At 71.3% G+C, this 25670-nt stretch carries 24 protein-coding genes and 2 tRNA genes; 13 read left to right on the top strand and 13 right to left on the bottom strand.

Going from position 1 to position 25670, the window contains the following annotated elements; all coding sequences use genetic code 11:
* Positions 1-88: 88 nt before the first annotated feature.
* Entirely contained in the window at positions 89-1462 is a 1374-nt protein-coding gene (locus ACFPIH_RS45060) for an ABC1 kinase family protein (RefSeq protein WP_381164913.1), read from the bottom strand.
* The gene (locus ACFPIH_RS45055) at positions 1455-2684 is read right to left on the bottom strand and encodes a TOMM precursor leader peptide-binding protein (RefSeq protein WP_381164910.1); all 1230 of its coding nucleotides are present in this window, start codon (positions 2682-2684) and stop codon (positions 1455-1457) included. Before ACFPIH_RS45055 ends, ACFPIH_RS45060 begins: the two co-directional genes overlap by 8 nt.
* A gap of 198 nt (positions 2685-2882) precedes the next feature.
* Here ACFPIH_RS45055 and ACFPIH_RS45050 point away from each other — a divergent pair, with 198 nt between their 5' ends.
* The 4 genes from ACFPIH_RS45050 (at position 2883) to ACFPIH_RS45035 (ending at position 6794) form a co-directional block, all read left to right on the top strand.
* Positions 2883-3479, top strand: coding sequence for a M48 metallopeptidase family protein (locus tag ACFPIH_RS45050; protein ID WP_381164908.1), 597 nt, complete (start codon positions 2883-2885; stop codon positions 3477-3479).
* 145 nt (positions 3480-3624) lie between these two features.
* The gene (locus tag ACFPIH_RS45045) at positions 3625-5328 is read left to right on the top strand and encodes a TerD family protein (protein ID WP_381164905.1); all 1704 of its coding nucleotides are present in this window, start codon (positions 3625-3627) and stop codon (positions 5326-5328) included.
* A gap of 11 nt (positions 5329-5339) precedes the next feature.
* On the top strand, positions 5340-6020 hold the full coding sequence (locus ACFPIH_RS45040) for an AIM24 family protein (protein ID WP_381164902.1): 681 nt from the start codon (positions 5340-5342) through the stop codon (positions 6018-6020).
* Positions 6021-6038: 18 nt separating this feature from the next.
* Positions 6039-6794: an AIM24 family protein gene (locus tag ACFPIH_RS45035; protein ID WP_381164899.1), complete on the top strand. Its 756-nt coding sequence runs from the start codon at positions 6039-6041 to the stop codon at positions 6792-6794.
* A gap of 45 nt (positions 6795-6839) precedes the next feature.
* Here the strand turns inward: ACFPIH_RS45035 and ACFPIH_RS45030 are convergent, their stop codons facing one another.
* Both ACFPIH_RS45030 and ACFPIH_RS45025 read right to left on the bottom strand, forming a co-directional pair.
* Entirely contained in the window at positions 6840-7355 is a 516-nt protein-coding gene (locus tag ACFPIH_RS45030) for an NUDIX hydrolase (protein WP_381164896.1), read from the bottom strand.
* Positions 7352-8800, bottom strand: a complete 1449-nt coding sequence (locus ACFPIH_RS45025; protein WP_381164893.1) for a zinc-dependent metalloprotease — start codon at positions 8798-8800, stop codon at positions 7352-7354. The genes ACFPIH_RS45030 and ACFPIH_RS45025 overlap by 4 nt, the downstream gene beginning before the upstream one ends.
* A gap of 194 nt (positions 8801-8994) precedes the next feature.
* On the opposite strand from ACFPIH_RS45025, the gene ACFPIH_RS45020 reads away from it, so the two are divergent.
* The 4 genes from ACFPIH_RS45020 to ACFPIH_RS45005 all read left to right on the top strand — a co-directional run bounded on the left by ACFPIH_RS45020 (position 8995) and on the right by ACFPIH_RS45005 (position 12162).
* The gene (locus ACFPIH_RS45020; protein ID WP_381164890.1) at positions 8995-10104 is read left to right on the top strand and encodes an SDR family oxidoreductase; all 1110 of its coding nucleotides are present in this window, start codon (positions 8995-8997) and stop codon (positions 10102-10104) included.
* Positions 10105-10257: 153 nt separating this feature from the next.
* Positions 10258-10677 (top strand): molybdenum cofactor biosynthesis protein MoaE, encoded by a 420-nt coding sequence (locus tag ACFPIH_RS45015; protein WP_381164887.1) that lies wholly within the window; start codon positions 10258-10260, stop codon positions 10675-10677.
* A 171-nt stretch (positions 10678-10848) separates the two neighbouring features.
* The gene (locus tag ACFPIH_RS45010; protein WP_381164884.1) at positions 10849-11013 is read left to right on the top strand and encodes a hypothetical protein; all 165 of its coding nucleotides are present in this window, start codon (positions 10849-10851) and stop codon (positions 11011-11013) included.
* 54 nt (positions 11014-11067) lie between these two features.
* Positions 11068-12162 carry a YlbL family protein gene (locus ACFPIH_RS45005; RefSeq protein WP_381164881.1) on the top strand — a complete coding sequence of 365 codons (1095 nt, stop codon included), beginning with the start codon at positions 11068-11070 and terminating at the stop codon, positions 12160-12162.
* A 22-nt stretch (positions 12163-12184) separates the two neighbouring features.
* On the opposite strand, the gene ACFPIH_RS45000 is transcribed toward ACFPIH_RS45005, so the two are convergent.
* Positions 12185-12727, bottom strand: a complete 543-nt coding sequence (locus ACFPIH_RS45000; RefSeq protein WP_381164878.1) for a PPA1309 family protein — start codon at positions 12725-12727, stop codon at positions 12185-12187.
* 165 nt (positions 12728-12892) lie between these two features.
* Here ACFPIH_RS45000 and ACFPIH_RS44995 point away from each other — a divergent pair, with 165 nt between their 5' ends.
* From ACFPIH_RS44995 to ACFPIH_RS44980, 4 genes are all read left to right on the top strand, one after another.
* Entirely contained in the window at positions 12893-15871 is a 2979-nt protein-coding gene (locus ACFPIH_RS44995) for a UPF0182 family membrane protein (protein WP_381165765.1), read from the top strand.
* A gap of 41 nt (positions 15872-15912) precedes the next feature.
* Positions 15913-15986: transfer RNA gene (locus ACFPIH_RS44990), tRNA-Met, on the top strand.
* A 207-nt stretch (positions 15987-16193) separates the two neighbouring features.
* Entirely contained in the window at positions 16194-18056 is a 1863-nt protein-coding gene (locus tag ACFPIH_RS44985; protein WP_381164875.1) for a tetratricopeptide repeat protein, read from the top strand.
* A 149-nt stretch (positions 18057-18205) separates the two neighbouring features.
* A tRNA-Met gene (locus ACFPIH_RS44980) sits at positions 18206-18279 on the top strand.
* Positions 18280-18321: 42 nt separating this feature from the next.
* Here ACFPIH_RS44980 and ACFPIH_RS44975 read toward each other — a convergent pair.
* The 6 genes from ACFPIH_RS44975 to hisN form a co-directional block, all read right to left on the bottom strand.
* Positions 18322-19455: an ABC transporter substrate-binding protein gene (locus tag ACFPIH_RS44975; protein WP_381164872.1), complete on the bottom strand. Its 1134-nt coding sequence runs from the start codon at positions 19453-19455 to the stop codon at positions 18322-18324.
* Entirely contained in the window at positions 19452-20312 is an 861-nt protein-coding gene (locus ACFPIH_RS44970; protein ID WP_381165763.1) for an ABC transporter permease, read from the bottom strand. Before ACFPIH_RS44970 ends, ACFPIH_RS44975 begins: the two co-directional genes overlap by 4 nt.
* 5 nt (positions 20313-20317) lie before the next feature.
* The gene (locus tag ACFPIH_RS44965) at positions 20318-21100 is read right to left on the bottom strand and encodes an ABC transporter ATP-binding protein (RefSeq protein WP_381164870.1); all 783 of its coding nucleotides are present in this window, start codon (positions 21098-21100) and stop codon (positions 20318-20320) included.
* Between the two features lie 97 nt (positions 21101-21197).
* The gene (locus tag ACFPIH_RS44960; RefSeq protein WP_381164868.1) at positions 21198-21614 is read right to left on the bottom strand and encodes a Fur family transcriptional regulator; all 417 of its coding nucleotides are present in this window, start codon (positions 21612-21614) and stop codon (positions 21198-21200) included.
* A gap of 132 nt (positions 21615-21746) precedes the next feature.
* Positions 21747-22139, bottom strand: a complete 393-nt coding sequence (locus tag ACFPIH_RS44955; RefSeq protein ID WP_381164865.1) for a CBS domain-containing protein — start codon at positions 22137-22139, stop codon at positions 21747-21749.
* A gap of 184 nt (positions 22140-22323) precedes the next feature.
* Entirely contained in the window at positions 22324-23124 is an 801-nt protein-coding gene (gene hisN, locus ACFPIH_RS44950; protein ID WP_381164862.1) for a histidinol-phosphatase, read from the bottom strand.
* Positions 23125-23267: 143 nt separating this feature from the next.
* Here hisN and ACFPIH_RS44945 point away from each other — a divergent pair, with 143 nt between their 5' ends.
* Positions 23268-23885: a TetR/AcrR family transcriptional regulator gene (locus tag ACFPIH_RS44945; protein ID WP_381164859.1), complete on the top strand. Its 618-nt coding sequence runs from the start codon at positions 23268-23270 to the stop codon at positions 23883-23885.
* Positions 23886-24234: 349 nt separating this feature from the next.
* Here the strand turns inward: ACFPIH_RS44945 and ACFPIH_RS44940 are convergent, their stop codons facing one another.
* Together ACFPIH_RS44940 and rsgA are read right to left on the bottom strand one after the other, a co-directional pair.
* Positions 24235-24558 carry a DMT family transporter gene (locus tag ACFPIH_RS44940; RefSeq protein ID WP_381164856.1) on the bottom strand — a complete coding sequence of 108 codons (324 nt, stop codon included), beginning with the start codon at positions 24556-24558 and terminating at the stop codon, positions 24235-24237.
* Between the two features lie 96 nt (positions 24559-24654).
* Entirely contained in the window at positions 24655-25665 is a 1011-nt protein-coding gene (gene rsgA, locus ACFPIH_RS44935) for a ribosome small subunit-dependent GTPase A (RefSeq protein WP_381164853.1), read from the bottom strand.
* Positions 25666-25670: the final 5 nt, after the last annotated feature.

Here is a 25670-nt window from a genome sequence, read left to right as displayed (position 1 = left end):
TCGCAGGGGCCGGTCCGTCCGAACGGACCGGCCCCCGCGGCATATCGTCCCGAGGGACGGCCGGCCTCGTCCTGGTGGTGCGGACCCGTCAGGCCCCCTGCACGTCCAGGTCGTCCAGGCCGTCGTCCCCTTCCAGGACGAAGCCCGGCAGCCACTCCTCCAGTTCGTCCCGCAGCCGTACCGTCGCGCCCAGCTGGCACAGCACACCGATCGTGCTCAACGTCACCCGGTGTATCAGCAGATAGGCCGGCGGCAGGTTGAGCTGCTTGCCCAACTGGTGGGCCGGGGAGCGGGGGTCGGCGATCCGGGCCGCCTGGCTGCGCATCCAGCCCCGGGTGAAGGTGAACTCCTCCGCCCGGGCCGGTTCGATGATCGGCAGCAGATAGTCGAGGACCGCGTCCGGGTCCAGTTCGATGGACTCCTTGACGAAGCCCTCCTCGCACAGGAGCTCGTAGACCGCCTCCGCCTGGCTCTCCAGAGTCAGCCGCAGGGACACGCCGATCGGCAGCGGCAGACCGCCCGAGAGCCGGTCGACGGTGCCGAAGTCCAGGACGCCCAGCCGCCAGTCGTCCTCCCCCTCCGGCCCGCCGGGCAGCAGACGGAAGTTGCCGGGGTGCGGGTCGGCGTGCAGCAGTCCGGTGCGGGCCGGGCCGGAGAACAGGAACCGGGACAGCAGCTGGCCGGCCCGGTCCCGTTGCTCCTGGGTGCCCCCGGAGATCACCTCGGACAACGGCACGCCGTCCATCCACTCGGTGACCAGCACCTGCTCGCACTGGTGGACCACCGCCGGGACCACCACGTCGGGATCGCCGGCGAACTCCTCCGCGTGGGCCTGCTGGGCCTGCGCCTCCAGGGCGTAGTCCAGTTCCTCGGAGACCCGGTCCCGCAGCTCGGAGATCAGCGGTTTCACATCCATGCCGGGAATGAGCGGGCCCAGCAGCCGTGCGAAACGGCTGAGCTGGTTCAGGTCGGAGACCAGGGCCTCGCCCGCACCCGGGTACTGCACCTTGACCGCGACCCGGCGTCCGTCGTGCCACACCGCGCGGTGCACCTGGCCGATGGAGGCCGCCGCGGCCGGCTTGTCGTCGAACTCCTGGAACAGGTCCGGCCAGTCCTCGCCGAGCCGCTCCGCGAGCACGGAGTGCACCGTGCGGGTCGGCATCGGCGGCGCCGCCTCCTGGAGCTTCGTCAGGGCCGAGCGATAGGGGCCGGCGATCTCCTCGGGCAGGGCCGACTCGAAGACGGACAGCGCCTGCCCGAACTTCATCGCACCCCCCTTCAACTCACCGAGGACCTTGAACAGCTGCTCCGCGGTGCGCTGTTGCAGCTCGCGGCCGACGATCTCCGCGGACTCGCCCACGATGCGCTTGCCCAGGCCCCAGGTCGCCCGGCCGGCGAAGCCGAGCGGGAGCGCGGCGAGTTTGGCGGTCCGGGTGACCGCCTTCCGGGGAAGATCAGACATGCGCCCTCCAAGTCCCAGCCGGCCGCGCCACCCCTGTCGTACGGGGCGACTTCTTCGAATGCGGTGGCGCTGCCATTGTCTCGTGTCGCCCTGTGTCCTCGGGGGTGTGTTTCCGCTTACCTTTCTGCCCCTTACTCTTCGTGGCGGCTCCGCACGGACACGCCGAGTGCGGCCACACCGGCCGGGTGTGCCACTGGAGGGCGGGCAGGGAGACCTCCCAGCGGGCCCCGGCGCTGGACGGGAGGTGGCCGTCGAGGAAGGCGAGCGCGTGTGCCGCCGCCAGGCCCGCGACCGTAGTGGCCAGCGTCACATCGCAGGCCAGGGTCGGGCGCCGCTTCCCTGACTGCCACTGCGCGACCAGCCGGGGCCAGGTCTCATCACGGTCGGCGCGGGTCTGCTGCAGACAGCCCGCGCAGCCCGTCTCACCGGGCAGGACCAGCGGACCGACCACCCCCGTCGCCTCCACCACCCCGGCGTAGAGATGCGGGGTGCCCGAGGCGATCAGCGGGTCGGCCGCGGAGGGTGCGGGGGCGTACACGGACACATCGTCCCGCGGCGCCATGACCACCAGGGAGAAGCCGGGTGTGTCCTCCCCCACCGGTGACCTCGGGTTTCTGCGGGGCGGACGGTCCGGGGCGGCCCGGCGCACCACCCGGCGGGCGGCCTCGGCCCGCCGCTCGCCCACCGCCTCGGCGGGCAGCCCGCCCGGTGCGACGTCCGCCGGCTCCACCAGGCCGCCGTCGCACACGTCCACCTCGCCGACCCCCGCGCCCGCCAGCAGCGCGGCCAGCACCGACCCGACCCGGCCCGCGCCCCGCACCTGCACCCGCAGCCCGCGGCGAGCCGCCAGTCGCCCGATCGCGTCGCCCGGCGCCGACGTGGTCACGGACAGCGACGCGAGATCGGGGCGGAGACGGTCGAGAACCTCCGGCTTCTCCCGCAGGGCCGCCGCGTCCGGCCCGCCGCCGCGCGCGTCGTCCAGCAGACCCGCCCGGGCCAGCCGCTCCACCAGCTGATCCACATGGCCCTCGGGCAGATCCATGCGGCGCCCCTCCTCGCGCAGCAGGGCCAGTCCGCGGGTGCCGTCCAGCAGGTCGAGGAAGCTGCCCGTCGCCGTGTCCACCGGCCCCAGTGTCAGCGCGTGTGCCGGGGCCATCCCGAACTGCACGGTGTTCAGGTCACGCCAGCCGCGCCGCAGCGCGGGCTTCACCATCGGATGCATCAGGACCCCCGTACGCCTGGAAACTCCGCCGACGAGTGCCAGGATGCCCGGGCGCCGCCGAGGCGTGCCGAAAGTTGTCCACAGGCGGGGCCATTCGTCGTACAAATCCGTCGTATGAGGCAAAGACGGGGTGAGAGATCGGAACCCGTCCGCCCCGGAGTCGGGACTTCTCCCGTGTGCAGCGGGTAACGTCAGGGCGTGCCCGCCGACCCACTGCACCGCGCCGGAACGCCACAGCGCAGCACGACGAGCCAGCCGCCGAGCGGCTCGTGGACGAGCGCAATCGAGGTCCGCAGGAGTACCCGCCGTCGCCGAACGGTCTCCGCGTACCGTGAGGGCGACCGCACGATCGTGCTCATCCCCGCCCGCATGTCCGAGGCCGAGGAGCAACGCTGGGTGAGCGTCATGCTCGACAAGCTCGCCGCCCAGGAGAGCCGGCGGGTACCCGGCGAACCCGAGCTCGCCGAGCGCGCCGAGCGGCTGTCGGCCCAGTACTTCGGCGGCCGGGCCCTGCCCGTCTCGGTCCGCTGGGTGACCAACCAGAACACCCGCTGGGGCTCGTGCACACCGGCCGAGGGCAGCATCCGGCTGTCGCACCGGCTGCAGGGCATGCCCGAGTACGTCGTCGACTACGTCCTCGTCCACGAGCTCGCCCATCTGCTGGTGCCCGGGCACGGCCCCGACTTCTGGCGGCTCCTGGAGGCGTACCCGCGCACCGAGCGGGCCCGCGGCTACCTGGAGGGCGTGGCCGCCGCCGAGCGGCTGCCGCATCTGACCGACGCGCGCGAGGAGTGACCCGCGCCGGACGGTACGTGCCCCCGTCCGCTGCCGGGCGACGCGGGTTGTGTACCGGGTCTGTACCGACATCGTGCGTTGTCGGACTTTGCCGTTAGCCTGACGCGACGCAACTCGCACTCGGGATGGGGGACGGTCGTTACGCATGCCCAGGGAATTCCAACGCGGCCACAAGGCCAGGATCAGTGACCTCACCGCGGGCACCGATCTGTACGTAGGCGTGCAGATCTCCGGCCCCGGCCTGTCCTTCGACATCAGCTGCTTCGGGCTCGACGCCGACGAACGGCTCTCGGACGACCGGTACTTCATCTTCTTCAACCAGCCGAAGTCCCCCGAGGAGTCCATCCAGCTCCTGGGCGCCCAGGCGGGTGACACGGAGTCCTTCCGCGTCACCCTGGACCGGATTCCGGCCGGGATCCACAAGCTGTCCTTCACCGCGACCATCGACGGCGCCGGGCAGATGTCCCAGGTCGGCCCCGGATACCTCCGTATCGTCGCGGGTGGCGAGGAGGTGGCCCGGTACGCGTTCGGCGGCTCGGAGTTCTCCACCGAGCGGGCGGTGATGCTGGGCGACTTCTACCTGAAGGACGTCTGGCGGTTCGCGGCCGTCGGACAGGGCTTCGACGGCGGTCTGGACGCGCTGCTGAAGAACTTCGGCGGCGAGGTGGCGGAGGAGGAGACACCCGCCGCTCCCCAGCAGCCGCAGGCCGACGCGGCCCCCAGCTTCGCCCCGCCCGCCTTCGCCGCCCCGGCGGCCCCGGCGCCCGTTCCCGCCCCGGCCCCCGCGCCCCAGCAGCCGCAGCCCGCAGCGCAGGGTTTCGCCCCGCCGGCCGGAGTGCCCGCGCCCCCCGCCCCGGCGCCCGCGCCCTCGATGCACGCCGCGCCGACCATCGTCGCGCCGATGACCCCGCCCGGCGGAGCCCAGGTCCCGCCGCCGGCCCCGGCCCCCGCGCCCTACGGCCAGCCGCCGCAGCCGTACGGCCAGCCCGCCGCTCCACCGCCACCGGGCTACGGCCAGCCCCAGGCACCACAGGCGCCGATGCCCCCCGGTTACGGCCAGCCCCCGTCACCCCAGGCCCCGCAGCCGCCTCAGGCGCCGATGCCGCCCGGCTACGGCCAGCAGCCTCCCTTCGGGCAGCAGCCGGCCCAGCAGACGTACGGCGTCCCCCAGGGCGCGCCCCAGGGCGGTGCCGGAGTGACCGCGGCGCTCCAGAAGTTCCGCGAGACGCCCACCGGGCAGCGCTGGACGCAGCAGAACAAGAAGCTGATCCGTGTCGACCTCGGCATCGGCGGCCAGCCCGTGCTCGCCCGGCAGGGCAGCATGGTGCTCTACCAGGGCAAGGTCGACTTCAGCTACAAGGGCGCCGGGTTCGCCGGCCGGATCGTGGGCAACGCGACCGGTCAGGAGATGCAGCTGATGCGCTGCACCGGCCAGGGCCAGGTGTTCCTCGCCGACAACGCCACCCACCTCCACCCCGTGGAGCTCCAGGGCGACGCCATCTGCGTCTCCGCCGAGAACGTCCTCGCCTTCGACGAGAGCCTCCAGTACGAGGTCCGCCGCATCGAGGGGCACGGCATCCCCGGCGGCGCCCTGTTCACGATGCAGTTCCAGGGCACTGGCACGATCGTCGTCAAGACGCACGGCACGCCCGTCGTCCTGCCGGTCACCCCCACCACGTTCGCCGACTGCAACGCCGTCGTCGCCTGGTCGGCCGCCTCCCAGGTGGTCGTCTCCAGCCAGGTGCGGATGCGCCGCAACGCCTACGCGGGCGACACCGGGGAGAGCGTCAACCTGCAGTTCCGGGGCGCGCCCGGCAACTTCATCGTCGTCCAGCCGTACGAGGTCTGAGGGAGCCCGTCATGAACCAGCCGCTCGCGGGCTACGCCCCCGCACCCGTCACCGCCCGCATGGAGAACCACGGCAGCCACATGCTGAAGGTCGCCATGCAGACCGGGAACGACCTCTTCGCGCGCGTGGGCTCGATGGTCGCCTACGAGGGCTTCGTGCAGTACGAGCCCAACCCGCCCGCCGTACGCCAGATCGCCCGCGACTGGATGACCGGCGAGGGCGCGCCCCTGATGAAGTGCACCGGCGACGGTCTGCTCTACCTCGCCGACTACGGCGCCAACGTCGTCGTGATCAACCTCAACGGCGACGGCATCTCCGTCAACGCCACCAACCTGCTCGCCTTCGACGCCCATCTCACCTGGGGCGTCGAGCGGGTGAAGGGGCTCGCGAAGTTCGCGGGCCAGGGGCTGTGGAACACGAAGATCTCCGGACAGGGCTGGGTCGCGCTCACCTCCCGGGGAGCGCCCATCGTCGTCGACTGCGGCGGCGGCGACGACGAGACGTACGTCGACCCGGACGCGCTCGTCGCCTGGTCCCCGAACCTCAAGGTGAAGGGCAAGCGCAGCTTCAAGGCGCAGTCGCTGATCGGCCGGGGCAGCGGCGAGGCCTACCAGATGGCCTTCTCGGGCCAGGGCATCGTCGTCGTCCAGCCCAGCGAGGACAGCACCGACCGCCTCCGGATCCGGGGCTGAGGGGGAGCCGGAAACACCATGCAGAGCTCACTTTTCGCACACAACGACTCGCAGAACCAGGAACGCTGGAGCCTGCAGAACAAGCAGATGCTCCGGATCGCCCTGGAGGGCCACGACGACATCCTCGCCCGCAAGGGCACGATGGTCGCCTACCAGGGTCTTGTCGAGTTCGACGCCGAGTACCAGAGCAACCAGCAGGGACGCGCGCGTGCGCACACGGGCGAGGGCCTGGACCTGATGCGCTGCCACGGACAGGGCACGGTCTACCTCGCCAACCTCGGCCAGTACGTCCACCTCGTGGACGTGGAGCAGGACGGGCTGACCGTCGACAGCGGCTACGTCCTCGCCATGGACTCCTCGCTGCACCACGAGGTGATCGCAGTCGACAGCCTCTACGGCATCGCCGGCTCCGGGAAGTACCAGCTCAACATCACCGGCCGGGGCCGGGTCGCCCTGATGACCTCGGGCGCGCCGCTGATGATGCAGGTCACGCCCGACCGGTACGTCAACTGCGACTCCGACGCCATCGTCGCCTGGTCCACCGGGCTGCGGGTGCAGATGCAGGCCCAGACGCACTCCTCCGGGGTGTGGCGCCGGCGTGGCAGCACCGGGGAGGGCTGGGAGCTCAGCTTCATGGGCTCCGGTTTCGCCCTGGTGCAGCCCAGCGAGCTGCTTCCTCCGCAGCACGCCCAGATCGGCTCCGGCCTGGCCGCGCAGTACGGGATGGGACAGCAGGGGGTGCGGGGGCAGAACCAGGGCAACGCCTGGAGCTGAGCGGGGTGTAGGGGGTGACTCGCCGAACGGTCACCCCTTACCACGTCAGAGCCTGGCGCGGCTCGCTTCCAGAAGCCGTACGACGGAGTCGTCCGCCACGCCCGCGACCTCGTCGTAGGCGAACCAGCGCAGGTCGAGGGACTCGTCGCTGATCGCCTCCACGGCGCCGGCGGGCGCGAGGGCGGCGTACTGCACGTCGAGGTGCCAGGCGCAGGGCGTCAGATGCCGGTCCAGGCGGACCGGGCCGCCGGGCAGCAGGCTCAGTCCCGGGATACCCGACTCCTCCGTCCCCTCGCGCAGGGCCGCCGCCGCGAGCGTCTCGTCGGCCGGCTCGCAGTGGCCGCCCATCTGGAGCCACATCCGCAGCTTCTTGTGGAGAGTGAGCAGCACGCGCCCGCGTGCTGGGTCGATCACCAGCGCGCTCGCCGTGATGTGCCCGTCGCCGCAGGACTTCCACAGGCCGTCCAGGTGGCCCGCGAGATGCTCCAGGTAGATCTCGCGCAGTTCTTCCTGGCCCTCGTAGCCCTTGAGCACGAGGACCGCGTCGTCGTACAGGCTCACTCGGTGTCGTCGCCCTCGGGGTCGTTCTTCTTCAGGTTCGGCTTCTGGTCAGGACCGCCGCCGCCTGCCTCGCCGAGCATCTTCTCCAGCTCGGAGAAGTCCAGCTGCTCGCGGTGCACGAAGCCGTCCGGGTCGTCCAGGTCGGAGGCGGTCGGCAGCATGTCCGGGTGCGCCCACAGGGCGTCACGGCCGTCCACACCGCGCGCGTCCGTCAGCGACGCCCACAGCCGGGAGGCGTCGCGCAGCCGGCGCGGGCGCAGCTCCAGGCCGATCAGCGTGGCGAACGTCTGCTCCGCGGGGCCGCCCGTGGCACGGCGCCGGCGCAGGGTCTCGCGCAGCGCGTCCGCGGACGTCAGACGGGGCTTCGCAGCCGCGTGGACCACCGCGTCCACCCAGCCCTCGACGAGCGCCAGGGCGGTCTCCAGACGGGCCAGGGCTGCCTTCTGCTCCGGGGTGTCCTCCGGCTGGAACATGCCCTGCTGGAGGGCGTCCTGCAGCTGCTCGGGGTTCTGCGGGTCGAACTGGCCGACCACGTCCTCCAGCTTGGCCGTGTCGACCTTGATCCCGCGCGCGTAGCCGTCGACCGCGCCGAACAGGTGCGAGCGCAGCCACGGCACATGCGCGAAGAGGCGCTGGTGGGCGGCCTCGCGCAGGGCGAGGTAGAGCCGGACCTCCTCCTTCGCCACGCCCAGGTCCTTGCCGAACGTCTCGATGTTCAGCGGCAGCAGCGCGGCCTTGCCGACCGGGCCGAGCGGCAGTCCGATGTCGGTCGAGCCGACGACCTCACCGGCCAGCACGCCGACCGCCTGTCCGATCTGCTGGCCGAACATCGCGCCGCCCATCGAGCGCATCATGCCGATCAGCGGGCCGGCCATGGCCTGCATCTCCTCCGGCAGGACGTCACCCATGGCCGCGCCGACCCGCTCGGCGACCGGGTCGACCAGCTCCTTCCACGCGGGCAGGGTCGCTTCGACCCACTCCGCGCGCGACCACGCCACGGCCGAGCCTGCGCCGGACGGCAGCGATGTCGCGTCGTCCAGCCAGAGGTCGGCCAGGCGGATGGCCTCCTCGACCGCGGTGCGCTCGGCCGGGCCGAGGCTCGCGTCCTTCACGCCGTCCGACGTGCCCTGGGAGACCGTCTGGCGGGCGATCTGCTTGGCCATGTCCCAGTTCACCGGGCCGCCCTCGTAGGACAGCATCTGTCCCAGCTGCTGGAAGGCGGCGCCCAGGTCGGTGGGGTTCAGGGAACCGAACATGGCTGCGAGCGGGTTGTCGGCACCCGGTCCGCCCGGGACGCCGAAGCCTCCGGCTCCGGGCATCCCGCTGAAACCGAACGGGTTGGCCGGTCCCTGACCACCACCGCTCTGCTGGTCCTTCTTCTTGCCCTCGTCGCCGTCTTCCGGCTCCTCCGGCGGAAGGCCGAATCCGAATGGTGTGTCACTCACGGGATTCCTCGGCTGGTAAGGCCACCGGTTCTCACCCGGCGGCACGGCTGCCCTGCAACACCACCCAGCGTAGACACCCCGGCTCGATCGGGCCTCGGTGCTTCGCCGACTCCTGGCCTGCGGCAGGATGGATGCCACCTGGTACGTACGCGTCACTCACGCCCGTATGCCAAGACAACCGCTGGAGACACCTGGTGAGTTCCCCAGATCCGCAGGTTCGCGCAGCGCGAAACCACTCAACCCCGGGCGGCTCGCGCGGGCCCGTCGTCGCCGTGACCGGCGCCGCCACGGGGGTCGGAGCGCTGCTCACCGAGCGGCTCGCCGCGTCGGACGAGGTCAAGCAGGTCGTCGCCATCGACGAGCGGCGGGGCGAGTGCGACGACGCGCAGTGGCACATCCTCGACGTCCGCGATCCCGCGATCGCCGAGAAACTGCGCGGGGCGGACGTGGTGGTCCATCTCGCGCTCGACCTCGACCTGGGGAGTGACGCCGCCGCCCGGACGGCCTACAACGTGCGCGGAACGCAGACCGTGCTGACCGCCGCGGCGGCGGCCGGGGTGCATCGCGTGGTGCTGTGCACCTCCGCGATGGTCTACGGCGCGCTGGAGGACAACGAGCTGCCGCTCTCGGAGGACGCCGAGCTGCGGGCCACGGCCGAGGCGACCGGCGTCGGGGATCTGCTGGAGATCGAGCGGCTCGCCCGGCGGGCGCCCCGGGCGCATCCCGGGCTGAACGTCACCGTGGTGCGGCCCGCGATCCTGGTGGGCGGTACGGACACGGCGCTGACCCGGTACTTCGAGTCGCCCCGGCTGCTGGTCGTGGCCGGGTCCCGGCCCGCCTGGCAGTTCTGCCACGTCGAGGATCTGTGCGGTGCCCTGGAGTACGCCGTTCTCGAGAAGGTCGAGGGGGAGCTGGCCGTCGGGTGCGACGGGTGGCTGGAGCAGGAGGAGGTCGAGGAGCTCAGCGGGATCCGGCGGATGGAGCTGCCGTCGGCGGTCGCGCTGGGCGCGGCGGCCCGGCTGCACCGGATCGGGCTGACGCCGTCTCCGGCGGGGGATCTGGCGTACACGATGTATCCGTGGGTGGTGAGCGGGTCGCGGCTGCACGACGCGGGGTGGCGGGCCCGGTGGACCAATGAGGAGGTGCTCGCGGAGTTGCTGGAGGAGGTGGCCGGGCGGCACACGGTCGTCGGGCGGCGGCTCGGGCGGAAGGACGCGACCGCGGCGGGGGCCGCGGGGGCGACGGTCGCTCTGCTGGGGGCGGCGGCCGTGGTGCGGCGGGCTCGGAAGGCTCGGCGCCGGTGACGTGCGGGTGAGCGCCGGGGGTTTCTCGCCCCCGCCGCCCTTCCCTTCCCGTCCGTGGGGGCTGTGCACCCAGACCCCCTTTCGGCCCTGGACGGGCCTCGTCCTCGAACGCCGGACGGGCTGGAGAAAACCCGGTGGTGCGAAGATGAGGGCATGGATCCCATCAAGTTGATCTCCGTCCGGGACTCTGCGCTCTCGCTCGACGAGGTTTTTCGGGCCGTGGGGGACGACGCGGCCGGGGGGACGGCGCTGTTCGTCGGGACCGTGCGGAATCAGGACGGCGGGGCCGATGTCGACTCGCTCGGGTATTCGTGTCATCCCAGTGCCGAGGCCGAGATGCGGCGGATCGCCGAGAAGGTCGTCGCCGAGTTTCCGGTGCGGGCGCTCGCGGCCGTGCACCGGGTCGGGGAGCTCACCGTCGGCGATCTCGCCGTCGTGGTCGCCGTGTCGTGTCCGCATCGGGGCGAGGCCTTCGCGGCCTGTCGGAAGCTGATCGACGATCTCAAGCACGAGGTGCCCATCTGGAAGCACCAGAAGTTCTCCGACGGAACCGAGGAGTGGGTCGGCGCGTAGCGCCGTCGTTGAGGGGTGGTGGTCGGGCGACGGGAGGGCGGGTCGGGGCCTCCTGAGCCGTCCGGCCCCGTCGGGCTCCGGTTGCGTAACCGCACCCCTGCCGTGAGCGTTGTCAGTGCGGATGGTTAATCTGCTGATCAGTCAGTTGCGGTATGGGGTTGGGAGGTCGGCATGGCGGCGCTCGCCTGGTTGCTGATTCCGTTTGTGGCCGCCGTCGGCGGCGGTCTGTGGGGTGGCTGGGCCAGCCGCACCCGCAGGGCCCGCGGCGACGGGCCCGAACTGGACGGGTACGCGCGCTTCCGGGCCGCCATGGAGAAGTCGCACTCCGGTACCTGACCCGGGCGGTGGCCCTGACGGTGCGCCGACAGAACCGTCCCGTAGTGTCGACTCATGCCACGCCGCACCGCGACGATGCTCGCCTCCACCCTGATGCTGATCGCGCTCCTGTGCGCGGGAGTGCTCATTACCGTGCCGTACTCGGAGATGTCCCCGGGGCCGACCGTGAACACGCTCGGCGACCACGGCGGCGAGCCGGTGCTGCAGATCTCGGGGCGGAAGACGTACGCGACGAGCGGGCATCTGAACATGACCACCGTGCGGGTGACCAGTGCCGACTATCGGATGAATCTCGTCGAGGCCGTGTACGGGTGGCTCGCGCACGACGACAAGGTCGTGCCGCACGACACCCTGTACCCGGACGGCAAGACCGAGGAGCAGTCCACCCAGGAGAACGCCGAGGAGTTCAGCCAGTCCCAGGAGAGCGCCAAGGTCGCCGCCCTGAAGGCGCTGGACATCCCGGTGAGGTCCTGGGTGATCGTCTCGACCGTCGTGAAGGGGTCCCCGGCGGAGGGCAGGCTGCACGCCGGAGACGTGATCAAGGCCGTGGACGGGACCACCGTGAAGGAGCCCGGTGACGTCGCCGAGCTCGTCACCAAGCACAAGCCGGGGCAGGACGTCGTCTTCACGATCGTCCCCGCCAAGGAGCAGGCCGCCGCGGAGAAGGCGAACAAGACGGCCACCGGGACGAAGACCGTCACCATCACCACCGCCACCTCGGACGACAGCGGTGAGAAGCGGGCCATCGTCGGGATCTCGGCGGGGACCGACCACACCTTCCCGTTCACGATCGACATCAAGCTCGCCGACGTCGGGGGGCCGAGTGCGGGGCTGATGTTCGCCCTCGGGATCTACGACAAGCTCACCCCGGGCAGCCTCACCGGCGGCACGTTCGTCGCCGGCACCGGGACCATCGACGACGACGGCAAGGTCGGGCCGATCGGCGGCATCGAGATGAAGACCGTGGGGGCGCGCGACAAGGGCGCGCGGTACTTCCTCACTCCGGCGGACAACTGCTCCGCCGCCGCCAAGGACACCCCCTCGGGGCTCAGGCTCGTCAAGGTCAAGACCATCGACGACGCCCTCGCCGCCCTCAAGGACATCCGCAGCGGCGACACCGCCGATCTGCCGAAGTGCAGCGCCGGGTAACTCCGTACGAGCAACCCGGCGGCTACTCCTCGAAGGTCGCCGACAGGGCCTCCGCCAGGCCCGGGACCAGGTCCGTGCCGGTGAGGACCTCCGTCGGGGCGTCCTTCTCCCGCAGACGCAGGGCCGCGTCGCGGGTGCCGTCGCGCAGCACCGCGACCGTCATCCGGACCTCCTGACGGTCCGGGTGCTCGGCCACCCACCGCGCCAGCTTCGCGTCGCTCAGGCCCTGCGGGACCTGGGCCTCGGCGGACGGGGGAAGCATCAGCCGCTCCACGGTGAGGGCGCAGCCGGCCACCGCGTCGGGCCAGGCGATGGTGGCCAGGAACTCGTCGAGCGCCTTGTCCGTTGGCACTTCGTCCTGCTCGATCGGGGTGAGACCGGTGGTCTCGGGTTCGTCCTCCAGGCCGAGCTGGGCGGCGAGCGAGGGTTCCTGGACCCGTAGCCGTGCGGTGTCGACGAGGGCGAAGAGGCGGGCGGGCTGGTCCCAGCCGAGGCCGGAGGCGTACTCGTCGATCTCGAGTACGGCCCGGGTGAGGGGATTCGCTGCCATGGGAGTGTTGGACATGGTCACAATCCTCTCTCGTTCCCGGGCGGAATCGGGAACCGAGTAAACGGTGAGTAAGTTGCATAGGTGTGGGCCCACGATCACGGGGGGCCACGAACGGTCCACGAACACGCGGGCCTGAAGGAATCAACAGCGACTTTCGAGGTGCGCACCTTGGCTTTCCAGATGCCGGACCGCGGTGGAGGCCCGACAGGGCCGCGGATCAGAGCGGGCCGCCCTTCGCGGCGCGTCCGGACCCTGCTGATGACGCTGGGCGTCCTCGCCGTCCTCGGCATGGCGTTCACCATGTTCGCCGGGTTCTGGACCGACTGGCTCTGGTACCGGTCGGTGAACTACTCCTCGGTGTTCACCACCACCCTGTGGACCAAGATCGGGCTGTTCTCCGTCTTCGGCCTGCTGATGGCCCTCGCCGTCGGCTTCAACATCTGGCTGGCCCACCGGCTGCGCCCGCCGCTGAGCGCGATGTCGGTGGAGCAGCAGAGCCTCGACCGCTACCGCATGGGCATCGCGCCCTACAAGCGCTGGCTGCTGCTCGGCCTCACCTCCCTGGTCGGCCTGATCGCGGGCGCCTCCGCGGCCGGCCAGTGGCGGACCTGGCTGATGTGGGTCAACGGCGTGCCCTTCCACCAGAAGGACCCGCAGTTCCACCTCGACGTGTCGTTCTTCGCGTTCGACCTGCCCTGGTACCGGTTCCTGCTCGGCTTCGGCTTCGCCGCCACGATCCTCTCCCTGATCGCTGCCGCGCTCACCCACTACCTGTACGGCGGGCTGCGCGTCACCAGCCCCGGCGCGCGCGCCACCGCCGCGGCCACCGGCCATCTGTCGGTGCTGCTCGGCATCTTCGTCGCGCTGAAGGCCGTCGCCTACTGGCTCGACCGGTACGGACTGGCCGTGAAGTCCAGCGACTTCAAGGCCACCGACAACTGGACCGGCCTCAGGTACGTGGACGCCAACGCCTATCTGCCGGCCAAGACGATCCTGTTCTGCATCGCCGTCATCTGCGCGCTGCTGTTCTTCGCGACCCTGTGGCGGCGCACCTGGCAGCTGCCGGTCATCGGCTTCGGCCTGATGGTCCTCTCCGCGATCCTCATCGGCGGGCTCTACCCGGCGATCGTCCAGAAGTTCCAGGTCCAGCCGAACGAGCAGGCCAAGGAAGCCCCGTACGTCGAGAAGAACCTCAAGGCGACACGTGAGGCGTACGGCATCGACGGCGCCCAGGTGACCGAGTACTCCGGCACCAGCACCACCAAGGACAAGACACAGCTGCGCGACGACGTCGACGCGACCGCGAGCATCCGTGTCCTGGACCCGAACATCGTCTCGCCGACGTTCCAGCAGCTCCAGCAGATGCGGAAGTACTACGCCTTCCCGACCAACCTGGACGTGGACCGCTACAACGAGAGCGGCTCCGACCAGGACACCGTCATCGGTCTGCGCGAGCTGAACCTCGCGGGCGTGGACAAGCAGAACTGGATCAACAACCACTTCCGCTACACCCACGGCTACGGCGTGGTCGCCGCCAAGGGCACCACCTCCGACTCCGAGGGCCGCCCGCTCTTCACCGAGTCCAACCTGCCCTCCGAGGGCGACCTGGGCACGTACCAGCAGCGGATCTACTACGGCGAGAAGACCACCACGTACTCGATCGTCGGCGGTCCCCAGAAGGAGATCGACTACTCCGACGACAACGGCGAGAAGACCACCAGCTACACCGGCAAGAGCGGGGTCAACCTCTCCAACCCGGTCAACCGGGCCGCGTACGCGGTGGCGTTCGGCGAACCGCAGATCCTGTACTCCGGCGCGATCGGCGAGGGGTCGCGGATCCTGTACAACCGCACGCCCAAGGAGCGCGTCGAGGCGGTCGCCCCCTGGCTGACCATCGACGGCGACGCCTACCCGGCCGTGGTCGACGGGAAGATCCAGTGGATCGTCGACGCGTACACGACGACGAACGGCTATCCGTACGCGTCGCGTACGACCCTCGGTGACACCACGGCCGACTCGCTGACCGCGACCAACGACAACCGTGCGGTGGTGGCCCAGCAGAACCAGGTCAACTACATCCGCAACTCGGTGAAGGCGACCGTCGACGCGTACACCGGCCAGGTCAAGCTCTACCAGTGGGACACCGAGGACCCGGTCCTGAAGACCTGGATGAAGGCGTTCCCCGACACGGTCGAGCCCAAGAGCGCCATCTCGGACGCGCTGATGGCCCATCTCCGGTACCCGCAGGACCTGTTCAAGGTCCAGCGCGAGCTGCTCACCCGCTACCACGTGAAGGACGCGACGACGTTCCTCAGCGGCAGCGAGGTGTGGCAGGTGCCGGACGACCCGTCCAACAAGTCGGGCGACGCGGTGCCGCCGTACTACCTGAGCATGAAGATGCCCGACCAGAAGGCGCAGGCGTTCTCGCTGACGACGACGTTCACGCCCAACGGCCGTGACAACCTGAGTGCGTTCATGGCGGTGGACTCGGAGGCGGGTACACCCGGCTACGGCAAGATCAGAGTCCTGAAACTGCCGACGAGTACGACCGTCGACGGACCCAAACAGGTCCAGAGCCAGTTCAACTCCGAACAGGACATCGCCGAGTCGATCAGACTCCTCAAGGGCGGTGACTCCGACATCGAGTACGGCAACCTGCTGACCGTGCCGCTCGACGGAGGACTGCTCTACGTGGAGCCGGTCTACGTACGCGGTGGTGGACTGAAGTACCCGCTGCTGAAGAAGGTGTTGGTGACCTACGGCGGCAACACCGCCTTCGAGGACACCCTCAGCCAGGCCCTCGACAAGGTCTTCGGCGCCGAGGGCACGGCGCCACCCGAGGACGACGACGGAGGCGGCACCACCACACCGCCGACGTCCACCAACCCCACCGTCCAACAGGCGTTGAACGACGCGCAGAAGGCGTTCACGGCCGGCCAGGAAGCCCTGAAGAAGGGCGACTGGGAGGCGTACGGGCAGGCGCAGAAGGACCTCGAGGCCGCGCTGAAGCGGGCCGAGGAGGCGCAGACGGAGGCCGACAAGGGCAACAAGGCCTCCAGCAGCCCGAGTCCGAGCGGCGGCGCGAGCGGCAGTCCCGGCGCCGGCAGCAGTCCGAGCCCGAGCGGCAGCCCGAGCCCGAGCAGTAGTCCCAGCGGCTGATCAAGAACCACCCCGCGCCGTGGTACGGTTGTTTCACACGGCGCGGGGTGGAGCAGCTCGGTAGCTCGCTGGGCTCATAACCCAGAGGTCGCAGGTTCAAATCCTGTCCCCGCTACTGAAGACGAAGGCCCGGATCCAGAAACGGATCCGGGCCTTCGTGCTGTGCGAACGCATGTGCCGGAACCATGGAGCGCCGTGCCGGTGTGTTGAGTTGGGAGGAGCTGTGTTTGACTTGTCTCTCTGTGGGCATGTCGACAAAACGCTGAAGTGACCTTACGGGCTGCGGTATACCAGGTGTACCCGGGTTGCAGGTGGTGCGACGATGGACGTTATGGGGGACAAGGCAACTCTGTTCGAGACAGGGCGGTTTGTGCAGCCTTCCGGTGAGGAAGCGACCCCGGACGAGAGCCGGGACGAAATGGTCGACTCGGTTGATTCGGTCGGAACGACCGAGACGGGGGAGGCCGTCGAGGAAGTACGGCTGCGGCTCGCCGCCGAGGCCGGCGACCCCGAGGCGACGAGCGTGCTCGGCGCCATGCTGCTGCGGCGCGGCGATTTCGACGGCGCCGAGCCGTATCTGCGCGCGGCCACCGCCGCCGGCGACCGGGCCGCGGCCAACAACCTCGGCGTCCTCCTCCACCAGCGCGGATACCCCGACGAGGCCGCCGGATGGTGGCGGGTCGCCGCCGTCGCCGGCTCGGCCGCCGCCGCGCACGCGCTGGGCCGCCACTGCCGGGAGTGCGGGGACGAGCCCGCCGCCGAGTACTGGCTGCGCCAGTCCGCCGAGCAGGGGCACGCCCTGGGCGCCTACGCACTCGCCGACCTGCTGGAGCACCGCGGGGACGCCGGGGCCGAGCGCTGGCTGCGGGCCGCCGCCGAGCGGGGGCACCGGGAGGCGGCGTACCGGCTGGCGCGCGCACTGGACCGGAAGAGCCCGCAGGACACCGGCGGAGGCGACGGTGACGACGGGTTTTCCTCGCACGCGGAGGCCGAGCAGTGGTACCGGCAGGCCGCCGCGCGCGGGCACCGGCGGGCCGCGCTGCACCTCGGGTCGATCCTGGAGCGGCGGGGCGAGCTCAAGGAGGCAGGGCGCTGGTACCTGACCTCCGCCAAGGACGGCGAGGCACGGGCCGCCTGCGCGCTCGGCTTCCTGCTGCGCGACGCCGGCGACACCGAGAACGCCGCCATCTGGTGGCTGCGGGCCGCACAGGACGGCGACGGCAACGCGGCCAACGCGCTCGGCGCGCTGCACGCGGAGCGGGGGCAGACCCAGACCGCCGAGCGGTGGTACCGGGCCGCGATGGACGCCGGCGACGACAACGGCGCCTACAACCTCGCGCTGCTCTGCGCCGAGCAGGGCCGGACCGTGCAGGCCGAGCAGTGGTACCGGCGGGCGGCCTACGCCGGGCACCGGGAGGCCGCCAACGCGCTCGCCGTGCTGCTGCTCCAGGTCGGGGACACCGCGGGGGCCGAACCGTGGTTCTCCAAGGCGGCGGAGGCGGGGAGTGTCGACGCCGCGTTCAATCTCGGGATCCTGTTCGCGGGGCGGGGCGAGGATGTCGTCGCGCTGCGCTGGTACGAGCGGGCGGCTGCCGCCGGGCACAGCGAGGCGGCGCTCCAGGTCGGGATCGCCCGGCTGCGCGAGGGCGACGAGCGGGCGGCCGAGCGGCATCTGCGGTGCGCGGCCGGCGGAGGCAGCGCGGAGGCGGCGTACCGGCTGGCGGCCGTGCTGGACGCGCGCCGGCCGCCGCAGCCCGCGCACGAGCTCGGGGAGATCACGCACGAGAAGACCGAGTGCGAGGAGTGGTACGAGCGGGCGGCCGAGCAGGGGCACCGGCGGGCGCAGGTGCGGGTCGGGATGCTGGCCGCCGCGCGGGGTGACGTGGTGGAGGCGGCGCGGTGGTACCGGACGGCCGCGGAGGCCGGGTCGCGCAACGGTGCCTTCAATCTCGGACTGCTGCTGGCGCGGGAGGGGAGCGAGCCGGAGGCCGTGGTGTGGTGGACCCGGGCCGCGGAGCAAGGGCACGGGCGGGCGGCGTTGCGGCTGGCCCTGGTCTACGCGCGTCGGGGCGAGCTGGCGGAGGGGCAGGGGTGGGCGGACCGGGCGGTGTCGCTGGGGCCGGGGGAGGTCGCGGAGCGGGCGGCGCGGCTGCGGGACGCTCTGCGGTCGGAGCTGTCCGCGTGAGCGTGGGTTGCGGTGACCGTCCCAGGGGGCTCTGCCCCCTGGACCCCCGTCCTCGCCCACCCGCCACCTGACTCGGTGGGCTGAAAGCTACCCCCCGACGAAGCGATTTGCTTCTCTGCTCCCCCTTCACGTAATGTTGCATTCATCGCCGCGGGGTGGAGCAGCTCGGTAGCTCGCTGGGCTCATAACCCAGAGGTCGCAGGTTCAAATCCTGTCCCCGCTACTGATGGCCGAGGGCCGGAATCCAGAACATGGATTCCGGCCCTCAGTCGTTGTGGCCGACCGCCTCCTCGTACAGGGTGCGGTTCACCGTCCGTGACTCCGGGAGCGGGGTTCCCTCGGTCACCCCCTGGGCCTGGTAGGCCGCCTGGAGGCGGTCCGTCGTGCCGGCGCGGATCTCCCAGTCCATGCGCAGGGCGGGGGTGGACTCCAGGATCGTCCGGTCGATCTTCAGGAGCTTGGAGAGGTAGCCGACGAACTCCGCGTTCTTCTTGTAGTCCGCCGCGAAGTACGTGTTCACCGTGCGGATGTAGGCCCGCAGCAGGGCCACTCCCGCGTCGACGCCGTCGTCGTCGTTCAGCAGGCTCGGGCCGTACAGGAGGCCGCCCAGTGGCTCGCCCGGGGGCTGGCCGCCCAGGAACGCGTAGGACGGGTCGCCGTCGACCTTGCGCCAGACCGGGTCGAGGAGCCAGGCCGAGTCCACGCCGCCGTTCTGCAGGGCGGTCAGGACGTCGGCCGAGCCCAGCTGCTGGTACTGGATCCGGTCCAGGGCGCCGCCGTGCCGCTCCAGCGCCTTCTCCATCGGGTACGCGATCACCGAGCCCTTGCCGATCATCGTGCCGAGCCTGCTGTCGGCCATGGAGACGTCGTCGGCGTTCTGGCCTTCATCGAGGCGGGCCCACAGGCCGCTCTTCGAGGCGGGGTCGGGGGAGAAGTTCCCGGCGACCCAGCGGATGTCGAAGCCGCCCCTGACGCCGTTCATCACGGCCGCCTCCGGGGCCGCCCACAGGGCGTCGATCTCCCCCTTGGCCAGCAGGGGCAGGGCGTCGGGGGTGGGCAGCACGCGCAGGGTGACGTCCAGGCCCTCCCGCGCGAACTCGCCCTTGTCGACGGCGACCTGGAGGGGAGCCACGTACTCCGCGCTGAGCGTGCCCGTCGCGATGGTCAGCCTGCGTTTCCCGGTCAGGGGCTCCGGTGCGGGGGCGCCCGGCTCACAGCGGGCCGGGGCGCGGGTCGGGGAGAGGTCCGACGGGTCCGTCCACGAACCGGTGCCGCAGCCCGGCACGGGGCGGATGGTCCGAGGGCCCGCCGACGCCGTCGGTTCCCCCTTGTCCGCGCACCCGGCCGACAGCAACAGCGCGCTCACCACCGCCATCACGCCGTACATCCGCCGGATCATGACCGCCCCCGTCCGCGGTCCCTGGGTGCCCAGGGGGTGAGCAGACGGCCGAGGAGCCGTACGGCCTCGGAGAACAGCACGCCCAGGACGGCCACGCAGACGATGCCGACGAACATCACGTCGTTCTGGAACAGAGCGCGGGAGTCGAAGATCAGGTGGCCCAGGCCGTTCGTCGCGGCGATCTGTTCCGAGGCGACGATGACCAGCACCGCGACGCCCGCCGCGATCCGCGCGCCCACCAGGACCGACGGGAGGGAGGCGGGGAGCAGGACGTGGCGGAACATCTGCCAGGGGGAGGCGCCGAAGACGCGGCCCGCGTCGCGGTGGCCGGACGGGACGGCCAGCACCGCCGACATGGTGGAGATCCACACGAAGAAGAAGACCGTGGCCGCGACCAGGGCGACCTGGGGTCCCTCACCGAGGCCGAACATGTTGAGGAAGATGGGGAGGAGGGCCAGCTTGGGGACCACGTAGAGGGCGTCGAGGAGGGGCTCCAGGGCGGCCCTGACCAGGGCCAGGGAGCCCATCAGCAGGCCCAGCGCGTAGCCGGCCGCCGTGCCGATCGCGTAGCCGGCGAGGACGCGTTTCAGGGTGGCCCAGACGTCGGGCCACAGCTCGCCGGCCGTGGCCCGGTCCCAGCCGTCGGCGAGGATGGTGGAGGGGGCGGGGTAGACGCGGTCGTCGATCCAGGCCTGGGCCGCGGCCAGTTGCCACAGCAGGACGAGGACGACGGGGACGGCGACCGCCAGGGAGAGCTCCAGGGCCCTGCGACGGCGGTGGGTGCGTACCGGGTGGAGTTCCTCGGGGCCGGGGCGGCGGACCAGCACCGACCCGCCCGAGTCCGAGGGCTTCAGCAGGGTGCTCACGCCGGCACCGCCTCCCTCCGCAGCAGGTCCCACAGCTCGCCCTTGAGGGCCGTGAACTCCGGCGTGGCGCGGATGTCGCCGGTGCGCGGGCGCGGGAAGGGCGGACGGCGTTCGGCGATGATCCGGCCGGGGCGGGCGGACATGACCAGGACGCGGTCGCCGAGGACGATCGCCTCCTCCAGGCTGTGGGTGATGAAGAGGGTGGTGGTGCGGGTGGCCTGGGTGAGGTCGAGGAGCTCGTCCTGGAGGATCACGCGCAGCTGTGCGTCGAGGGCGGCGAACGGCTCGTCCATGAGCAGGATCTCGGGTTCGACGGCCAGCGCGCGGGCGATGGCCACGCGCTGGCGCATGCCGCCCGAGAGCGTCGCGGGATAGGCGCCCGCGAAGTCGGCCAGGCCCATGCGGGCCAGCCAGTCGTCGGCGCGGGCGTTCGCCTCGCGGCGCGGGACGCGCTGGACGTCCAGCCCGAAGCGGACGTTGGCGCGGACGGTCTTCCAGTCGTAGATCCCGTAGTCCTGGAAGATCATGGCGGCCGGGCGGGGGCCGGCCGTGCGGATCTCCAGCGTGCCCGTGGTGGGGCGCAGCAGGCCCGCCGCTATGCGCAGCAGCGTGGACTTCCCGCAGCCGGAGGGGCCGACCACGCAGAGGAACTCGCCGGGGGCGACGGACAGGTCCAGGGGGCCGAGGGCGTCGACGGCGCCGGGGCCCCGGCCGAAGGTTCGGGTCAGATCGTGGGCGCTGAGTTTCGGATACGAGTGTTTCGGATACGGCTCTGCCACGCGTACGAAGATATGACGGTCCGTCAGATTCGGGAAGGTCGCGCGCAGCGCGAAGCCCCGGCAGCCATGCGGCGCCGGGGCTCGGGGCGAACCGGTTCTACGCTGCCGCGCAGTTCGGGCAGACGCCTCGGTACGTCACCTCGACGTCCGAGACCGCGAAGCCGAAGCGCTCCGAGTGCGGGAGGTCGGCCAGCGGGTTGCCGGTCGGGTGGACGTCGCGGATCGCGCCGCAGCGGGCGCAGACCAGGTGGTGGTGCGGGCTGTGCGCGTTGGGGTCGTACCGCTTGGCACGCCGGTCGGTGGCGACCTCCAGGACCTCGCCGAGGGAGACCAGCTCGCCGAGCGTGTTGTACACCGTCGCCCGGGAGATCTCGGGCAGCTTGGCGACCGCCCTGGAGTGCACCTCGTCGGCGGTCAGGTGGACGTGTTCGCCGTCGAGGACCTCGGCCACGACGCGCCGCTGTGCGGTCATCCGCCAGCCGCGTCCGCGCAGCCGTTCCAGAAGGTCACTCATGCGCACCAGCCTAACAGCAGCAGGAACAGTTCCCGATCAGGTGTGATTTTGGAGCGAACCCTGACTTAGACATTGTCCATTATGGGATCGGGGCTGTCCATGCCGGTGGAGCGGGCGCGGAGAGGGTTGTTCTCAGGCGGGGACGTGCTGTCGTGCCGGGGCCCAGCAGCGGATGATGTCGCGGACCGAGACGATGCCGAGCGGTTCGCCGCCGTCGAGGACGATCAGGTGCCGGAAGCCGCCGTGGGCCATGGCCTGTGCGGCTTCCTCCAGGGTCCAGGTCGGCGCGGCGAAGACCACGTTGTTGGTGGTGTGGGCGTATGTGCGTTCGGTGTCCGGGTTCTGGCCGAGGCCCACCGAGTTCAGGATGTCCCGCTCGGTGAGGATGCCTGTGCCGCCGGCGTCGGGGTCGTGGACGATGGCTGCGCCGACCCGGCGGGCCGACATCAGGGCGGCGGCCTGACGGAGGGTGTGTGCGGGGCCGATGGTGAGCACCACCGTGCTCATGGCGTCGCGGACGAGCATGGGCTGAGCACCTCCTAGGAATCCCCCCAGTGCGGAAAACGGTGCGGAGATTGTTCAGGGATTCACAAGTTCACAAGGGGGGGTGCTGTCAGCGTGGCAGGTAAAGCGGGGGTCAACAAGGGGGCGCGCGCATCCAAATGAGGGCGCACGCGCTCATCTGTGACCGACGGGTTTCGGCAACCGCTCAGTACCGGCGCTCGAGATACCCCAGCAGCTCGTCGTGCAGCAGCCCGTTCGACGCCGCCGCGTTGCCGCTGTGCGGGCCCGGGTGGCCGTCGAGGCCGGTGAAGGTGCCGCCGGCCTCCGTGACGACGATCGCGGTGGCCGCCATGTCCCACAGCGACAGCTCCGGCTCGGCGCACAGGTCCACCGAGCCCTCGGCGACCATCATGTACGGCCAGAAGTCGCCGTACGCGCGCGTGCGCCACACCTCGCGGGTCAGGTCCAGGAAGCCCTTGAGGCTGCCGCGCTCCTCCCAGCCGGAGAGCGAGGAGTACGCGAAGGACGCGTCGGACAGCCGCGAGACCCGGGAGACGTGCAGCCGGCTCGCGGAGGAGAGGCTGCGCCCGCTGAAGGCGCCGTACCCCTTCGCGGCCCACCAGCGGCGCCCCAGGGCAGGGGCGGACACCACACCGACCACGGGCTGGAAGCCGCTCTCTCCCGCCTCCATCAGCGAGATGAGCGTCGCCCAGACCGGGACGCCGCGGACGTAGTTCTTGGTGCCGTCGATCGGGTCGATCACCCAGCGGCGCGGACCGGTGCCCTCGATGCCGTACTCCTCGCCGAGGATCGCGTCGCGCGGACGGGCCCGCTGGAGCTGGCCGCGGATCAGCTCCTCGGCGGCCTTGTCGGCCTCGCTCACCGGGGTCATGTCCGGTTTGGTCTCGACCTTGAGGTCGAGGGCCTTGAATCGGTCCATGGTCCCGGCGTCGGCGGCGTCGGCGAGGACGTGCGCGAGACGGAGGTCGTCGAGATAGTCCGGCATGGGACGAACCGTATCCGCCGCGGGAGGCCGGGGCTACATCAGGCCGGAGTACGGACCGTCCGCACCCTCCGCCCCCGCGAACCCTTGACACTGCCCGCGTGTACGTCAAACCTGGGCACCAAGCCGCTCGCCCCAGGGAGGCGATGATGCCTGCAGCGCGGGAATCCCTTCTGGACGCCGCCTTCTCGGCGCTCGCCCTGCGGCCGTGGGCCGCGGTGAGGATGGTGGACGTCGCGGTCGCCGCCGGGGTGTCCCGGCAGACGCTGTACAACGAGTTCGGCAGCAAGGAGGGCCTCGCCAGGGCCCTGGTGCGGCGCGAGGCGGACGGCTACCTCGCCGGCGCCGAGCGGGCGCTCGCCGTGCACGGCGACATCCGTGAGCGGCTCACCGCCACCGCCGAGTGGACCTACTCCGCAGCCCAGGGCAACCCGCTCGTACGGGCCGTCCTCACCGGCTGCTGGAGCGAGCGCCTGCCGTCGCCCACGCTGTCGGCGGTGCCGTCCAGTTCCGCCGTGCCGGCGCAGCGGCGGGCGGACGGGCCGCTGCCCTCGCCCGCCGACCTCGTGGGGGCCGTCCGCGACCGTGCCGTGGCCGTGCTCGGCGGCCCCGGCGCGGCCCGCTCGGACGCCGGCGAACTGGCCCGCTCCTGCGAACTCGCCGTCCGCCTCGCCCTGTCCTGCGTGGCGGCTCCACCGGCCGGCGAGAACGGGGTGACGGATCTCGTACGGGCCGCGCTCCAGCGGCAGCCGACTGGACAGTGACGCGTCATGCCGCGGCCGGCCGTCAGTCACACGTCATGCGGCAGCCGAGTGGTCAGTGACCCGTCATGCGGCAGCCGAGCGGTCAGTGAGCGACATGCGGCAGTCGTCCGGTCGGTGATGCGACGTGCGGCAGCCCGGCTGGTCAGTGGCGCGAGATGCGGCGGTTGAGGGGTCCGTGACGCGGCAAGCGCAGCGGGCCGGTCCGTGGCACGTCATGCGGCAGCCGAGCGGTCAGTGAGGGGCATGCGGCAGCCGAGTGGTCGGTGAGGGGCATGCGGGCAGTCGTCCGGTCGGTGACGCGACGTGCGGCAGCCGAGCCGTCCGTGACGCGGCATGCGTAGTCGGACGGTCAGTGGGCGGAGCCCGAAAGCTGGAGTCCGATGACGCCCATGACCACCAGGCTGATCGAGATGATCTTCAGGATCGACACCAGGTCGCCGAGGAACACCATGCCGTAGATCGCGGTGCCCGCCGCGCCGATGCCGGTCCACACCGCGTACGCGGGGCCCACGTCGAGCTTCTTCAGGGACAGGGTCAGCAGGCCGAAGCTGCCGAGCGCGAACGCGCAGAACGCGATGGTCGGCCACAGCCGGGTGAAGCCGTGCGACAGCTTCAGACAGACGGCGAAACCGGTCTCGAGCAGTCCCGCGACGATGACCAGCAGCCACGCCATGTGCTGTCCTCCCGTAGTAAGCCGCTCGTCCGTCCCGGTCCGGCTCGGTGCGATTATGCACTTACCGGACTCACAGGCTCACAAACAACGCTGAGGTCAGTCGCCTTCCGTGCGCTCCCGTGTGGAGAGGAGCCGCCGCAGGGAGTACAGCCGGGCCGGGTCCGCGTGACCGTCCGCCACCCACTGGTCCAGCGCGCAGTCCGGCTCGTCGTGACTGCACGCGCGCGGACAGCCCACGGTGCCCGGCTCCAGATCGGGGAAGGCGAGGATCACCCGGGCCGGGTCGACGTGGTGCAGGCCGAAGGACCGTACGCCCGGAGTGTCGATCACCCAGTCGTGGGCGCCCGCCAGGGGCAGCGCGAGCGCCGAGGTGGTGGTGTGCCGGCCACGGCCGGTCACCGAGTTGACCACACCGGTCACCCGGCGCCGGTCGTGCGGCACCAGCGCGTTGACGAGGGTCGTCTTGCCGACGCCCGAGTGGCCCACGAACGCCGTGATCTTCCCGATGAGGTGCTCGCGCACCCGGTCCGCCGCGTCGCCGTTCTCCAGTTCCTCGCGGCTGGTGACGACGTACGGGATGTCGAGGTGGCCGTACAGCTCGAGGATCTTGTCCGGCGACGCCAGGTCCGACTTCGTCATGACCAGCAGGGGGGTCAGCCCGCCGTCGTACGCCGCGACCAGACAGCGGTCGATCAGCCGGGGGCGGGGTTCCGGGTCGGCCAGGGCGGTGACGACGGCGAGCTGGTCGGCGTTGGCGACGACCACCCGCTCGTAGGGGTCGTCGTCGTCCGCGGTACGGCGCAGCACCGACGTACGTTCCTCGATGCGGACGATCCGGGCCAGGGTGTCCTTCGTCCCGGAGAGGTCCCCGACCAGGGCCACCCGGTCCCCGACCACGGCCGCCTTGCGGCCCAGCTCACGGGCCTTCATGGCGAGTACGGTCCGTTCCCCGACCAGACAGGTCAGCCGGCCGCGGTCCACGGTGAGGACCATGCCCTCGGAGGCGTCCTCGTGCTTGGGCCGGATATGGGTCCGGGGCCGGTTGCCCTTGCGGTTCGGGCGGCTGCGGATGTCGTCCTCGTCGGTGTTCTTGCTGTAGCGGCGCATGGCGA

Source organism: Streptomyces vulcanius, assembly GCF_042653945.1.
In the GTDB taxonomy this organism is placed as follows: domain Bacteria; phylum Actinomycetota; class Actinomycetes; order Streptomycetales; family Streptomycetaceae; genus Streptomyces; species Streptomyces mangrovi.
The sequence above is the reverse complement of the archived record's forward strand: the minus strand, read 5'-3'. Positions and strand labels throughout refer to the sequence as shown.

Bases quoted from the DNA above. Each gene is read 5' to 3' on its own strand.
- ACFPIH_RS44985 (WP_381164875.1), top strand. From the start codon at position 16,194: ATGGACGTTATGGGGGACAAGGCAACTCTGTTCGAGACAGGGCGGTTT.
- ACFPIH_RS45000 (WP_381164878.1), bottom strand. From the start codon at position 12,727: ATGTCCAACACTCCCATGGCAGCGAATCCCCTCACCCGGGCCGTACTC.
- ACFPIH_RS45040 (WP_381164902.1), top strand. From the start codon at position 5,340: ATGAACCAGCCGCTCGCGGGCTACGCCCCCGCACCCGTCACCGCCCGC.
- ACFPIH_RS45015 (WP_381164887.1), top strand. From the start codon at position 10,258: ATGGATCCCATCAAGTTGATCTCCGTCCGGGACTCTGCGCTCTCGCTC.
- ACFPIH_RS44995 (WP_381165765.1), top strand. From the start codon at position 12,893: ATGCCGGACCGCGGTGGAGGCCCGACAGGGCCGCGGATCAGAGCGGGC.
- ACFPIH_RS45055 (WP_381164910.1), bottom strand. From the start codon at position 2,684: ATGCATCCGATGGTGAAGCCCGCGCTGCGGCGCGGCTGGCGTGACCTG.
- rsgA (WP_381164853.1), bottom strand. From the start codon at position 25,665: ATGCGCCGCTACAGCAAGAACACCGACGAGGACGACATCCGCAGCCGC.
- ACFPIH_RS44975 (WP_381164872.1), bottom strand. From the start codon at position 19,455: ATGATCCGGCGGATGTACGGCGTGATGGCGGTGGTGAGCGCGCTGTTG.
- ACFPIH_RS44960 (WP_381164868.1), bottom strand. From the start codon at position 21,614: ATGAGTGACCTTCTGGAACGGCTGCGCGGACGCGGCTGGCGGATGACC.
- ACFPIH_RS45035 (WP_381164899.1), top strand. From the start codon at position 6,039: ATGCAGAGCTCACTTTTCGCACACAACGACTCGCAGAACCAGGAACGC.
- ACFPIH_RS44945 (WP_381164859.1), top strand. From the start codon at position 23,268: ATGATGCCTGCAGCGCGGGAATCCCTTCTGGACGCCGCCTTCTCGGCG.
- ACFPIH_RS45010 (WP_381164884.1), top strand. From the start codon at position 10,849: ATGGCGGCGCTCGCCTGGTTGCTGATTCCGTTTGTGGCCGCCGTCGGC.
- ACFPIH_RS44940 (WP_381164856.1), bottom strand. From the start codon at position 24,558: ATGGCGTGGCTGCTGGTCATCGTCGCGGGACTGCTCGAGACCGGTTTC.
- ACFPIH_RS45005 (WP_381164881.1), top strand. From the start codon at position 11,068: ATGCCACGCCGCACCGCGACGATGCTCGCCTCCACCCTGATGCTGATC.
- ACFPIH_RS45060 (WP_381164913.1), bottom strand. From the start codon at position 1,462: ATGTCTGATCTTCCCCGGAAGGCGGTCACCCGGACCGCCAAACTCGCC.
- ACFPIH_RS44955 (WP_381164865.1), bottom strand. From the start codon at position 22,139: ATGCTCGTCCGCGACGCCATGAGCACGGTGGTGCTCACCATCGGCCCC.
- hisN (WP_381164862.1), bottom strand. From the start codon at position 23,124: ATGCCGGACTATCTCGACGACCTCCGTCTCGCGCACGTCCTCGCCGAC.
- ACFPIH_RS45045 (WP_381164905.1), top strand. From the start codon at position 3,625: ATGCCCAGGGAATTCCAACGCGGCCACAAGGCCAGGATCAGTGACCTC.